This window comes from Nocardioides ultimimeridianus (genome assembly GCF_054777895.1).
In genome coordinates, this window is record NZ_BAAHAB010000026.1 from 92,344 (window position 1) to 105,480 (window position 13,137).

Here is a 13,137-nt window from a genome sequence, read left to right on the forward strand (position 1 = left end):
TCAGAGGTCCGGGGTGCGCGGCCGGCGCGGGAGCTCGATCATGAACGTGGCCCGCCGGCTGTCGTTGGGGCGCAGGTAGCGCGCCCGGCCGCCGTGGCTGCTGGCGATCTCGCGCACCAGGTGCAACCCGAGGCCGCTGCCGGCGTTCGGCCCGGCGTGGGCGAACCGCTCGAACAGCCGGCGCACCAGCCGCGAGTCGACGCCCGACCCGGCGTCGCTCACACAGATCCGTACGCCGATCCGGGTGGCCTCGCCCGTCATGGCGATCGGCGCCCGGCCGTGGCGGATGGCGTTCTCCAGCAGGTTGTCCAGGGCCTGGCCGAGGCGCGAGGGGTCCGCCATGAACTCCACGTCCTGGTCGACGTCGACGGAGATGTGGACGCCCGGGTGCGCCGTGTGGACGCGGTCGGCCGCCGACAGCAGCGCCCCCCGCAGCCAGACCGCCTCGGGCTGGAGGGCGAGCGCGTCGTGGTGCACGTCGGAGGCCGTGCCGAGGTCGGTCACCAGCCGCTGGAGCCGCACCGCGCTGCTCGCCAGGGCGTCGAGCATCTGCAGCCGGCGCGGATCGTCGAGCGCGCCGCTGTACTCGCGCAGCAGACCGACCGTGCCGGCGATCACCGCGGCCGGCGTGCGCAGCTCGTGGGCGGTCACGGCCAGCAGGTGCGCCTGCTGCTCGACCGCACGGCGGCGCTCCTCCTCGTGGTCGCGCTGGAGGGTCTGGTCGCGGGTGACCTTGGTGAAGCCGATGTGGCGGCCCGCGTCGTCGTACAGCGCGGTGATGACGACGCTGGCCCAGAACCTGCTGCCGTCGCTGCGGACCCGCCAGCCCTCCTCGGCGTACGTGCCGTTGGCGAGGGCGAGGGCGAGGTTGTGCTCGGGGTGGCCCTCAGCGCGGTCCTCGGGCGGGTAGAAGATCCGGAAGTGGCGGCCGATGATCTGGCGCGCGGAGTAGCCCTTGATGTTCTCGGCGCCGTCGTTCCAGGTCGCGACGTTGCCGTCGGCGTCGAGCATGTAGATCGCGTAGTCCTTCACGGCCGTGACCAGCAGCCGGAACATCTCCTCGCTGCGCCGCAGCGCCACCTCGGTGGTGATGTCCTGCACCTGCGCGAAGACGTAGAGCGGGGCGCCGCGCGAGTCGAGCACCGGCACCATCGAGACGCGGATCGTGCGCGGGTCCTTCTCCTCCAGCGTGAGGGTGTGCTCGAAGGTGACCAGCTCGGTCTTGCCGTCGGCGACCTCGCGCAGCGCATCGTCGAACTCCACGCCGCGGCCCTCGGTGAGCACCCCGTAGTCGAGCCCGACCAGCTGGCGCGGCTCGCAGCGCATCAGGGTGGTGAGCGCGTTGTTCGCCCGCACGATGCTGCCGTTGAGGGTCAGCGTCGCCATGCCGATCGCGGCCTGGCTGAACACCTCGCGGTAGCGCTCCAGGTGCTCGTCCAGCGCCGCCTGGGCGCGGACCGCGTCCACGTCCTCCCCCTGCACCAGCGACAGGCCGCGCTTGCGCGGCGGGCCGTCCTCGAACCGGTCGGCGACGTGGCGCCACAGCCGCTCGGGCAGCTGGTCGATCGGCAGGGACTTCTCGATGAAGTCGACCGCGCCCAGCGCCCGCGCGCGCTCGGCCAGCCCCGCCTCGCCGAAGCCGGTGAACATCACGACCCGGGTCGCCGGCGAGACGGCCAGGATGAGCGGCAGCGCCTCCAGTCCGTCCATCTCCGGCATCGAGGTGTCGAGCAGCACCAGATCCGGCTGCAGACCGTCGGCCAGCGTCCACGCCTCGCCGCCGTCCTCGGCCTCGTCGACGACCTCGAACAGCCCGGAGATCTCGAGGCGCGACCGCACCAGGGCGCGCAGCTCCGCTGAGTCGTCGACGATCAGGACGGTCGGTTGTGCCGTCATCTCACTCCCTCTGGTCAAGGAGCCGGTTCCCCGCACCGTCTCACAACATTCGTCGTGATCCGCGCAGGGTGCACTCAGCGCAGCGGGTGGCGCACCACGGCCTGCTCGCGCTCGGGGCCGACACCGACCACGGAGATGCGTGCGTTGGACAGCTCCTCGACCCGCTCGACGTACGCCTGAGCGTTCTTCGGGAGGTCCTCGAAGGAGCGCGCTCCGGAGATGTCCTCGGTCCAGCCGGGCAGCACCTCGTAGATCGGCGTCGCGTGGTGGAAGTCGCTCTGGTTGACCGGCATCTCGTCGTGGCGGACGCCGTCGACGTCGTACGCCACCGCGATGGGGAGCTCCGGCAGGCCGGTGAGCGTGTCCAGCTTGGTCAGCACGAAGTCGGTCACGCCGTTGACGCGCGCGGCGTAGCGCGTGATGACGGTGTCCATCCAGCCGCAGCGGCGGGGGCGGCCCGTGGTGGTGCCGTACTCCCAGCCGGCCTTGCGCAGGAACTCGCCGTTGTCGTCGAACAGCTCGGTGGGGAACGGGCCCTCGCCGACGCGGGTCGTGTATGCCTTGGCGATCGCGATGACCTGGTCGATGCGGGTCGGCGGGACGCCCGAGCCGGTGCACGCTCCCGCGCTGATCGCGCTGCTCGAGGTGACGAAGGGATAGGTGCCGTGGTCGACGTCGAGCAGCGTGGCCTGGCCGGCCTCGAACAGCACGACCTCGTCGCGGTCGAGGGCCTGGCCGAGCAGCAGCCCCGTGTCGCAGACGTACGGCGCCAACCGCTCCGCGTGGGCGCGCAGCTCCTCGACGGTCTGCTCCACCGAGGGCGCGCGGCGGTTGTAGATCTTGGTGAGGATCTGGCCCTTGAGCTCCAGGGCGCCCTCGACCTTCTGGGTCAGGATCTTCTCGTCGAAGAGGTCCTGGACGCGGATGCCGATGCGGTTCATCTTGTCCGCGTACGTCGGCCCGATCCCGCGCCCCGTCGTACCGATCCGGCGCGAGCCGAGGAAGCGCTCGGTGACCTTGTCGATGGTGCGGTTGTAGTCGGCGATGACGTGCGCGTTGGCGCTCAGCTTGAGGCGGCTGGTGTCGACGCCGCGGGCCTCCAGACCGTCGATCTCCTGGAACAGCACGTCGATGTCGACGACGACGCCGTTGCCGATGACGGGCGTGCAGCCGGGCGTGAGGATGCCGGACGGCAGCAGGTGCAGCGCGAACTTCTGGTCGCCGATGACGACGGTGTGGCCGGCGTTGTTGCCGCCGTTGAACTTGACCACGTAGTCGACCCGGCTGCCGAGGTGGTCGGTGGCCTTGCCCTTGCCCTCGTCGCCCCACTGGGCGCCGACGATCACGATTGCTGGCATGTTGCTCCTTCGGTGAGGACGGAGTCCCTCCGGCTCACCGGCCGGCTGCTCAACGCCTGTAGCGCGTTTCGTTGCGCCGCCGAGGTTACCAAAATCGGGGGGTGCGACTAGATTCATCACAACTAGAACCCGTTCTACTTTGGGAGTTGCGATGGGCGCCAGCAGGGAAGCCATCCTCGAGACGATCCACGCCTACGTCGACCGCGTCGCCAACGGCACCGCCGCCGAGGTCGTCGCGCTGTACGCCGAGGGCGCCACCGTCGAGGACCCCGTCGGCTCCGAGGTGCGCACGACCCGGGAGTCCCTGCTGGAGTTCTACGGCGCCCTCGAGGGCATGGAGCAGGTCGGCCGGATGGTCACCGCGCGCGTGGCCGGCAACGAGGCCGCGTTCTGCTTCGAACTGGCCAGCAGGGTCGGCGACCAGACCTACACCCTGGCCCCGATCGACGTGATGACCTTCGACGACTCCGCGAGGATCACCTCCATGAAGGCCTACTGGTCCGGCGAGGACATGGTCGTCTCCTGAGGCCCTAGAGTCGGCCGCGTGAGCAGCCGCGGACGTGCCTGGCACGGACTGACCCTCGCGGCCGCCACGGCGGCGCTGCTGCTGCAGCTCGCGCTCGTGATCCGCGGCCACGCCGTCCTCGCCGACACCGAGCCGCCCGCGCTCGGCACCCGGCTGGTCCGGTTCGTCAGCTACTTCACGATCCTGTCCAACGGGCTGGTCGCGCTGACCTGCTTCCAGCTCCTCGCGGGGTGGTTCCACGGCCGTGTGTTCCGGGTGCTCCGGCTGAACGCGATCACCGGCATCGCCGTGACCGGCCTCGTGCACTGGTTCCTGCTGCGCCCGCTGCTCGACCTGCACGGCCTCGACGCGCTCGCCGACACCCTGCTGCACATCGTGGTGCCGGTGATGGCCGTGGGCGGGTGGCTGGTGGTCGGGCCCCGCGGGCTCGTGCACCACAGCGACCTCGCGCCGAGCGCGATCTACCCCGGCCTCTACCTGGCGTGGTCCCTCGTGCACGGCGCCATCACGCACTGGTACCCCTACCCGTTCGTCGACGTCACGACCCACGGGTACGTGACGGTCCTGTTCAACGCGATCGCCGTCGTCGCGCTGCTGATCGGGCTCTCGTACGGCGCCGTCGCGCTGGACGAGCAGCTACGCCGCTGAGGCCTCGCGCTCGGCGGCCAGGAAGCGCTCGACCCGGCGGTCGGGCACCAGCCACATGAGCGCCACGACCACGGCCGGGACCAGGCCGACCCAGGGGCTCCACAGCGCCAGCAGGATGCCGGTCACGTAGAGGACGGGCGACAGCTTGCCCTTCAGGTCGGTGCCGAGCGCGGTCCGCGCACGGTCGCCCGACGGCGTACGGAAGATGGCGAGCTGCAGCAGGTAGTAGGCGACGGCGGCGCCCAGCAGGTTCGCGATGTAGACGATCGTCGGCACCTCCGCGACCTTGCTCTCGTCCAGCCAGCCGTTGGTGAACGGCACGATGCTGAGCCAGAACAGCAGATGCAGGTTCGCCCAGAGCACGGTGCCGTCGACATGGCGCACCAGCTGGAAGAGGTGGTGGTGGTTGCTCCAGTAGATGCCGACGTAGATGAAGCTGAGCACGTAGGTCAGCAGCCCCAGCCCGCTGGTGTGCAGCAGGTCGTGGAGCTCCTCGCCGCCCGGCGGCTTGAGCTCCAGCACCATCACCGTGATCACGATGGCGAGGACGCCGTCGCTGAACGCTTCGAGTCGTCCGGTGTTCATGCCCGCGAGGATAGGCGGCCCGGCGGTCAGTCGGCGGAGGCACCCGCCCGGGCGTTGTGCTCCTCGACGATCTGCCGGGCGATGTCGGCCAGCCGCCGGTTGAGCGTCGTCGAGGCCTGGCGCAGCACCGCGAACGCCTCCTCGTCGCCGAGGGAGTGCGTCGCCATCAGCAGACCCACGGCCTTGCCGATCTCCCGGTTGCTGGCCAGGCCGTCGCGCAGCGTCCGCGCCTCCGCCTTCTGGCCCGCGGCGGTGATCGCGACCGAGGCGAACGCGGCCAGTATGGCGCCGGCGTCGGCCCCACTCTCGGTGAGCGCGCCCGGGGTGTCGGAGAACAGGTTGAGCGCACCGATCTTGCGGCCGCCCATCAGGATCCGGTAGCCGACCATCCCCCGGACCGGCGTCTCGCGCAGCACCCGGGCGGCCAGCCTCGGCCACGTCGGGTGCTGGGTGATGTTCGGGTCGCACTCGAACCGGTCGGACAGGATCGCGTCCACACACGGCCCCTCGCCGCACTCCCACTCCAGCCGATCGATCCGCGCCGCGATGTCGTCGGTCGTGGCCTGGAGCTCGGGCCGCTGACCCGCGCTGACGGTGACGATGCACGCGTGGTCGCAGCCCGGGACGAGGTCGACCGCCGTACGGCACAGCTGCTCGTAGACCTCGGCATAGCTGTCGGAGCGGTAGAGCACCTGCGCGAGGGAGGCGAAGGCCTCGGCCGCCTCGTCGAACGGCAGGGATGCGGGCATGACGGGGTCCTCTCTGTGCTGGACCACGGAGTGCGCTCCCGAGCGGCGTCCGGGCCGCCCGATCCTAATCGCAAATCCCTCGGCGGGTCTCGCGGAACGGGAGGGTCGTGGCGCTTCCCGGGGCAAGTCGTGACATGATCGAAGTGGCTCAAGCAGCAAGGGCCGATGGAGGTCGCGATCCCGCGCTCCGCCACCTCGGTGGCCGGGTGAATCCGCGCGGCCCACGCAGGACAGGTGCGATGAACCGCACAGCATTCTCCGCACGCCCCATGATGCGGATCTCGGAGCCCGGCGACATCGGTCGCCTTCTGCGGTACGCCGGACGGCTCGGCCACCAGGCCTCCCTGGGCGCCGCGCGGCTGCGCGACCTCGCGGACGTCGTCCGCAGCCTCGCGATCAGCCTGGTGCTGGACTCGCACGGCGGATGGGTCAGCGTCCGCGAGCTCGGCGGCGCGTGCGGCCCCGGCCTGGAGGTGCTGGCGTTCGACCGGCCCACCGGCGACCCCGCCGACGACGCGCCCTGGCGCGAGCCCGGGTCCTGGCCGCACCTGCACTCCCAGCTCGACGATCTCGGTGAGCTCGGGGGCGCGGTGCGCGTCGCGCCGACGCCCGGCGGCGGCACCGCGGTGTGGACCCGCATCCACGACCGGGCGGACGTCCCTCCCCCGGCCGTCGCGGGTCCGGCCGTGAGCCTGGACGTCACCGGCCTGCTCCAGGCACCCGCGGGCGAGATGTACGCCGGCTGGAGCGCCGCCCGGCACCGCGACCGCCTCCGCATCCTGATGTGCGAGGCGCCCCCGGACGCCTCGGCCGCCACGCTGGCGCTGCTCCGCACGGCGCTGGGGCCGGAGCCCAAGGAGCTCTGGGCGGCCCACCGCCACCTGCTGGCCGAGTTCGCCCGCCCCCTCGGCGAGGGGGCGGCGACGCTGGTCGAGGTGGACCTCGCGGAGCGCACCGCCCGGACCCTCGCCTCCCGGGGCATCGCGACGAGACTGGTCGCCGACGGGACGCCGGTGGGCGCCGGGGAGGCGACGGGCGAGGGTGCCGTGCACTGGGAGCGCTCGCTGTCGCTGCTGGCCCACACCGCGGGCATTCGGTGCCCCGAGGACTATCTCCCGACGGCCCCGGCGGCGCTGAGCTGCGCGACCCTGATGCGCGAGCACCGCGAGCCGACGCCCGCCGCCTGCGTCGTGGCGGCGCACTTCGAGGTCAACTAGGGAGCGTCCTCGGCTCGATCCCAGACCGCGTCGGAGGACGCTCGCACGCGATGGCTCTCCGCTCTGCGCCTTCCACCCGCTCAGTCATCTTCGTGCACTGCATGAAGCTGAATGGCCGATGGTGAATGCGAACCACCTTGCCGCGGACATCATCCGTTCGCTCGGCCGCATCGGGTGGTCGACCTGTCCCAGGTGGGATTGATTGACGTCCGCAGTCAGCGGGGAGGGATGCGTCATGTACGGCAGAATCGTCATGATCGTGTTTGCGTGCGTTGTGGTGTTCGCGTCCACGCATTCGTGGGTCGCTGCACTCGGGGCGGGGCTCTTGTCACTCCTGCTGATGATCGCGTTCTCGGCGATCGAGAGGTTCTTCCGCGGTACGCGCTCAGAGACCTGAGCCCGCGGCGCTCAGCTGCGCCACGTTGATGCCCGAGCACCGGGAGCCGACGCCCACCGCCTGTGTCGTGGCGGCACACATCGAGGTCAACTAACGCGAGCGCAACCGGTGCGCGATCTCCGCGGCGACCGCCCGGGCCAGGTCCTCGGCGGTGTCCCCCTCGTACTCCGGTACGACGCCGTCCAGCCGGCCGCCCGCGAGCAGGTCGAGCGCGCCGACGCCCTGCGCCTCCGCCATCGCCGCGGCGTGGGCGGTGTCGCCGTGCACGATCACGCTGGCGCCCTCGGGAGGCAGCGGCGAGAGCCAGCCGCGCTCCGCGGACAGGACGGTTCGGGCGGGCAGCAGGGCGAGGGCTCCGCCGCCACAGCCCTGGCCGAGGATGACCGACACCGTCGGCGTACGCATCGAGACCAGGGTGGCGATGCAGCGGGCGATCTCCCCTGCGATCGCGCCCTCCTCCGCCTGCCGGCTGAGCTCGGCGCCCGGGGTGTCGACGACCGTGACCAGCGGCAGGCCGAGCTCCTCGGCGAGCTTCATCCCGCGGCGCGCCTCGCGCAGTGCCGCGGCGCCGAGCGGGTGGGCCTCGGACTGCCGCGCCCGGTCCTGCCCGACCAGCACGCAGGGCTGCCCGTCCAGCCGGGTCAGGGCGATGAGGACCGAGTCGTCGCGCTCACCCTCGTCGGTGCCGCGCAGCCGCAGGGTGCCCGCGCCGGCGTACCGCAGCAGCTCGCGGACGCCCGCCCGCTCGCCCCGGGTGGCCTCGACGTCGTCCCAGACCGGGTGGTCGCGGCGGGTGCCGGACGGGACGGGCTCGCGGCGGGCCAGCGCCGGCGGCTCCGCCGGATCGACGAGTACGCCGAGCGCCCGATCGACCAGGTCGGGCAGCTCCTCGACGGGCACGACGGCGTCGATCACCCCCTTGGCGGCGAGGTTCTCGGCGACCTGCACGCCCTCGGGGAACGGCCGGCCGTTGAGCGCCTCGAACACCTTCGGGCCCAGGAAGCCCACCAGCGCCTCGGGCTCGGCGACCGTGACGTGCCCGAGCGAGCCCCACGAGGCGTAGACGCCGCCGGTGGTGGGGTGGCGCAGGTGCACCAGGTAGGGCAGGCCGGCGGCCCGGTGCTCCACGAGTGCGCGCGAGATCTCGACCATCTGCAGGAACGCCGGCGTGCCCTCCTGCATGCGGGTGCCGCCGGAGCTGGTGCTGGCCAGGACCGGCAGCCCCTCGGCGGTGGCACGGCGTACCGCCGCGGTGATCCGGGCCGCCGCCGCGACACCGATCGAGCCGGCGAGGAAGCGGAACTCGTTGACCACCAGCGCGACCGGGCGTCCGTGCACCAGCGCGCGCCCGGTGAGCACCGACTCGTCGACTCCGGACCTCTCCGCCGCGGCCCGCAGCTCGGCCCGGTAGCCCTCCGCGTGCCCGGAGATGTCGATCGGCTCGTCCCAGGAGTCGTAGCTGCCCTCGTCGACGACCAGCTCGATCAGCTCACGGGCGGTCCAGCGCTTCCCCATGGCACCGAACTCTAGGCTGATCGGCATGTCCGGCAGAGCGATGCTCGTGATCACCAACTCCGACGCGGGTTCTGCGGACGCCGACGCCTGCGAGGCCGCCGTCGAGATCCTGCGGCGGCACGCGACGGTCGAGGTGGCGGCGACCTCGTCGCCCGAGGACCTGGCCGACGTGCTCTCCCGGCGCGACGGGCGCGAGGTCGTCGTGATCGGCGGCGACGGCAGCATCCACGCCGTCGTCCAGGCCCTGTACGACGCCGGCGACCTGGCCGACTGCGTGCTCGCGCTCGTCCCGCTCGGGACCGGCAACGACTTCGCGCGGACCCTCGGGCTGCCGCTGGACGCGACCGAGGCCGCGCAGGCTGTGGTGGACGGGCATCCGCGCCCGACCGACCTGATCGTCGACGAGCGCGACCGGGTCACCGTCAACAACGTCCACCTCGGGGTGAGCGCCGAGGCCGGGAAGCACGGTGCGCGCTGGAAGAAGCGGCTCGGCCGGCTCGGCTACCCGATCGGCGCCGCCCAGGCCGCACTCGCCCCGCCGCACCTGCGGCTCGACGTCGAGGTCGACGGCCGCACCGTGATCTCCCGCGGCTCGCAGGTCCTGATGGTCGCGGTCGGCAACGGCGCCTCCGTGGGCGGCGGCACCGAGATCACCCCCGACGCCGACCCCCACGACGGCCTGGCCGACGTGCTCGTCGCCACGCCGGTCTCGGTGCCCGCGCGGCTGCGCTACGCGCTGCTGCTGCTGGTCCGGCAGCACGGCCGGCAGGCCGACACCGAGATCCTGCGGGGGCGGGACGTCCGGGTCAGCGGCACCCCGTTCGAGTGCAACAGCGACGGCGAGATCGACGGACCGGTGACGTCGAGGTCGTGGCGGGTCGTGCCGGGCGCCTACTCGATACTCGTTCCGTAGAAGCAGCGCCCTAGGCTTGGTCGTCGTGGCACGAGGACAGCAGAACCAGGAACCGACCGACTGGGTGAGCCGGACCGCCGACCTGGCGCTGCGGCACGCCGAGCAGGTCAACGGCGGCACCCTGCCCGAGCTGGTGACCTGCGCGTCCGGGATCAGCCCGTCGGGCCCGATCCACCTGGGCAACCTGCGCGAGTTCCTGACCGTGCACTTCGTCGCCGAGGAGATCCGCCGCCGCGGCATCAACGTGCGCCACCTGCACAGCTGGGACGACTACGACCGTTTCCGCAAGGTCCCGGCCGGCGTCGACCCGAGCTGGAGCGAGCACATCGGCAGGCCGCTGTCCGCCGTACCGGACCCGACCGGGGAGTTCCCGAGCTGGGCCGAGCGCTACAAGGCACCGCTGCGGTCCGCGCTCGCCGAGCTCGGCTGCGAGATGGTCGAGGTGTCGCAGACCGAGATGTACCGCGCGGGCACCTATCGCTCCCAGATCCTCACCGCCATCGAGAAGCGCGCCGAGATCGACGAGGTGATGGGCCGCTACCGCACCAAGAAGGTCGCCCCCGCCGAGGGCGAGGAGACCGAGTCCACCGCGGAGGAGGAGGTCACCGGCGCCGACCTGCTGGCCCGCTTCCCCTACAAGCCGTACTGCCGCGGCTGCGGTCGCGACACGGTCACCATCACGGCGTACGACGACGCGACGACCGACCTGTCCTACACCTGCGACGTCTGCGGCGAGTCGCACGTGACGAACGTGGCGACCCAGGACGAGGGCAAGCTGGTCTGGAAGGTCGACTGGCCGATGCGCTGGACCTTCGAGGGCGTGCACTTCGAGCCCGGCGGCGTCGACCACGCCTCCCCCGGCTCCAGCTACACCGTCGGCAAGGAGATCGTGGGTCCGGTCTTCGGCGGCTCCGCGCCGTCGTTCGTGGGCTACTCCTTCGTCGGCGTCGCCGGCATGCCGAAGATGTCCTCGTCCAAGGGCGGCGTCCCGACCGCGGCCGAGGCGCTGCGGATCCTCGAGGCCCCGATCCTGCGCTGGCTCTACGTGCGCCGGCAGCCCAAGCAGGCGTTCAACGTCGACTTCGGCCAGGAGGTCCTGCGCCTGTACGACGAGTGGGACGCGCTCACCAAGAAGGCCGCCATCCCCGAGAAGCGTGACGCCGCCGTGCTCGCCTGGGAGCGGGCCTCCGAGACGGCTGCCGCGGGCCGGCTGCCGGTGCCGGCCGTCGTCGTACCGTTCCGGATGCTGTCGTCGGTCGCCGACGTGACCGCGGGCAACCGCGAGGTCATCGCGCGCACGGTGGGCGCCACGGAGGCCGACCTCGAGCCGCGGCTCACCAAGGCCGCCACCTGGATCACCGAGTACGTCGACCCCGAGGACCGCACCACGGTCCGCGAGACTCCCGACACGGCCCGGCTGGCCGAGCTCACCGAGGAGGAGACGCACTGGCTGGAGCTGCTCGACACGCACCTGCCCGAGGACTTCTCCGACCCCGACGCGCTCACGGCGGTGATCTACGGCGTCCCGAAGCTGGCCCTGGGCATGCGCCTCGAGGACGCCCCCACCGACGAGGTGAAGGCCGGGCAGAAGGCGTTCTTCCAGCTGCTCTACAACCTGCTGGTCGACGCCGACCGCGGGCCGCGGCTGCCCACGCTCTTCGCCGCCCTGGGGCGCGAGAAGGTGCAGTCGCTGATCCCCGGCTGATCGACTCGGCACGCAGGAGTTGCCGCGGGTCCCTCCGGGGCGAGATCGGCAGAAGCTCAGTCCTCGAACTTCACGATGGCGCTGATCGGCGTGTCGGCCGGCAGGCCCCTGACGCCCTGCCGCAACTGGCCGCAGAAGGACCAGTAGACGTCGATGTCGCTCACCTCGAGGTTGTCGACCACGTCTCTTCCGCCCAGGAACAGAGGGACCTTGTAGCCGGCGCACTGGCTCCGACCGAGCGGCATGGTCGCGCTGTTCGCGGCCTTCCACTCGTCGAAGAAGGTGACGGCCAGGGCGGCATCGGCGTACTCGATCAGCTCTTCGTCATGCAGCCCTATGAAGTCGGTCGGGATCTCCAACGCCTCCCCTGTGCCCGGCTCGAGCAGCAGGACCTGGGGCACGCCGCCCGCCACGCGCGCCACGTCCACGGCGAACTGCCGCCCCAGCCAGTCGTAGGCGAACGGACAGGTGCGTTGAGCTAACTCAGGGAACGCTTCGGCCACCAGAACCGATGACTGCGGACCAGTCTGCACGTCGTGGACCCGATAGAGACCACCGCTGAACGTCACGCCGGCGAACTCAGCGGCGAACTCCGAGTACCCGGCGACGCCGAGGAGCCGCTCGTCGCGCCACATCCGGTCGTCGTCACCGACGCCCGAACGGTCCGGGAACGCATCCCTGAAACGCTCAAACACTGCCGGCCCCTTTCGATGCTGTCCAGGCTCTGATGAAGTTGACGAAGTCCCGATCATCCCAGCCGTCTCCCCGATCCTCGCTGAGTTCACGGAGGCGTTGTTCGAGCTCATCAAGGTGCCCGCACTGCGCCAGGAGCGCGGCCCGGGCGATCTCGGGCCTGACAGAGATCCGGCGACCCACGTGCGGCAATGTCCGGGCATAGGCGAGCAGGCCATCGGGATCCAGCATGTCCATGAGCTCTGGCAGCTTCGCCACAAGCGAATCAACCAACAGATCTGCAGCGGCCTGATCCGCAAGATCGAAGGACCAGAGGTCCGCCAGGGGCGGCTGCTTCCCCGGGACCAGAAGTCGGTCCGCCCACAGCGTCTCTCGAGTTGTGTCGCCACCGCGCCCTACAAAGTCGGCCCACACCTTCGGCTGCACGCCCATTCCGACGAAGAACTCGGCGTCGTGCCGCGCCAGCTTGAACTGCGCAACCTCGACCACCGCCAGATCGCCGGGAGCGGTCTCGAGCCAGAAACTCCGCCCCCTTCTCTCGAACCCGAACTCCTTCAGGACAGGCGCTATCCGGTCGCGGACCACCTGGTCGAGCGGCTTCACTTGCGATCCCATCCGGTCCGACGGTGTACGGAAGACTCACCCGGCTCGTTGAGGCGAGTCGATCTCCGTCCATATGACCCTCCATCAGGCCGGCGCACTGGTCAAGCGTTCAGCTCGGTCGGCCTGCTTGGCGGTCAGACAGACCGGGTTCCGCATTCACGAACGCTGAAACGCGGGCCGCGGCTGCCCACCCTCTTCACCGCCTTGGGCGCGAGAAGGTGCAGTCGCTGATCCCCGGCTGACCCGACTCGCTCTCCGCGCGCTCAACACGACAGAGCCCCGTGGGGTGGTGGGCTTTGAGGTGATCCTCGGTGCCCTACTCGCCGCTCTCG

Annotated in this window: 12 protein-coding genes; 5 read left to right on the forward strand and 7 right to left on the reverse strand. The window is 71.3% G+C overall.

The genetic code is table 11. The features are described from left to right. Complete coding sequence (locus ACYU8V_RS22115; protein WP_460850400.1) at window positions 1–1,896, reverse strand: PAS domain S-box protein; 1,896 nt, start codon at window positions 1,894–1,896, stop codon at window positions 1–3. Window positions 1,897–1,970: 74 nt separating this feature from the next. Next, the gene (locus ACYU8V_RS22120; protein WP_460850401.1) at window positions 1,971–3,254 is read right to left on the reverse strand and encodes an adenylosuccinate synthase; all 1,284 of its coding nucleotides are present in this window, start codon (window positions 3,252–3,254) and stop codon (window positions 1,971–1,973) included. Window positions 3,255–3,405: 151 nt separating this feature from the next. Here ACYU8V_RS22120 and ACYU8V_RS22125 point away from each other — a divergent pair, with 151 nt between their 5' ends. Both ACYU8V_RS22125 and ACYU8V_RS22130 read left to right on the forward strand, forming a co-directional pair. After that, window positions 3,406–3,780, forward strand: a complete 375-nt coding sequence (locus ACYU8V_RS22125) for a nuclear transport factor 2 family protein (RefSeq protein WP_460850402.1) — start codon at window positions 3,406–3,408, stop codon at window positions 3,778–3,780. Window positions 3,781–3,798: 18 nt separating this feature from the next. Next, window positions 3,799–4,428: a Pr6Pr family membrane protein gene (locus ACYU8V_RS22130; protein WP_460850403.1), complete on the forward strand. Its 630-nt coding sequence runs from the start codon at window positions 3,799–3,801 to the stop codon at window positions 4,426–4,428. Here the strand turns inward: ACYU8V_RS22130 and ACYU8V_RS22135 are convergent. Both ACYU8V_RS22135 and ACYU8V_RS22140 read right to left on the reverse strand, forming a co-directional pair. Next, complete coding sequence (locus tag ACYU8V_RS22135) at window positions 4,417–5,013, reverse strand: TMEM175 family protein (protein WP_460850404.1); 597 nt, start codon at window positions 5,011–5,013, stop codon at window positions 4,417–4,419. The genes ACYU8V_RS22130 and ACYU8V_RS22135 overlap by 12 nt on opposite strands. A 26-nt stretch (window positions 5,014–5,039) precedes the next feature. Beyond that, entirely contained in the window at window positions 5,040–5,762 is a 723-nt protein-coding gene (locus ACYU8V_RS22140) for a GAF and ANTAR domain-containing protein (protein WP_460850405.1), read from the reverse strand. A 239-nt stretch (window positions 5,763–6,001) separates the two neighbouring features. Between ACYU8V_RS22140 and ACYU8V_RS22145 the strand changes: the two genes are divergently transcribed. Then, entirely contained in the window at window positions 6,002–6,979 is a 978-nt protein-coding gene (locus ACYU8V_RS22145) for a hypothetical protein (RefSeq protein WP_460850406.1), read from the forward strand. Window positions 6,980–7,466: 487 nt separating this feature from the next. On the opposite strand, the gene ACYU8V_RS22150 is transcribed toward ACYU8V_RS22145, so the two are convergent. Next, window positions 7,467–8,891: a carboxyl transferase domain-containing protein gene (locus tag ACYU8V_RS22150; RefSeq protein ID WP_460850407.1), complete on the reverse strand. Its 1,425-nt coding sequence runs from the start codon at window positions 8,889–8,891 to the stop codon at window positions 7,467–7,469. A 25-nt stretch (window positions 8,892–8,916) separates the two neighbouring features. Between ACYU8V_RS22150 and ACYU8V_RS22155 the strand changes: the two genes are divergently transcribed. Beyond that, window positions 8,917–9,804 (forward strand): diacylglycerol/lipid kinase family protein, encoded by an 888-nt coding sequence (locus ACYU8V_RS22155; protein WP_460850408.1) that lies wholly within the window; start codon window positions 8,917–8,919, stop codon window positions 9,802–9,804. Between the two features lie 25 nt (window positions 9,805–9,829). Next, on the forward strand, window positions 9,830–11,509 hold the full coding sequence (gene lysS, locus ACYU8V_RS22160; protein ID WP_460850409.1) for a lysine--tRNA ligase: 1,680 nt from the start codon (window positions 9,830–9,832) through the stop codon (window positions 11,507–11,509). Between the two features lie 56 nt (window positions 11,510–11,565). On the opposite strand, the gene ACYU8V_RS22165 is transcribed toward lysS, so the two are convergent. Further along, on the reverse strand, window positions 11,566–12,144 hold the full coding sequence (locus ACYU8V_RS22165; RefSeq protein WP_460850410.1) for a T6SS immunity protein Tdi1 domain-containing protein: 579 nt from the start codon (window positions 12,142–12,144) through the stop codon (window positions 11,566–11,568). A gap of 52 nt (window positions 12,145–12,196) precedes the next feature. Further along, window positions 12,197–12,805, reverse strand: a complete 609-nt coding sequence (locus ACYU8V_RS22170; RefSeq protein ID WP_460850411.1) for a hypothetical protein — start codon at window positions 12,803–12,805, stop codon at window positions 12,197–12,199. Window positions 12,806–13,137 lie beyond the last annotated feature (332 nt).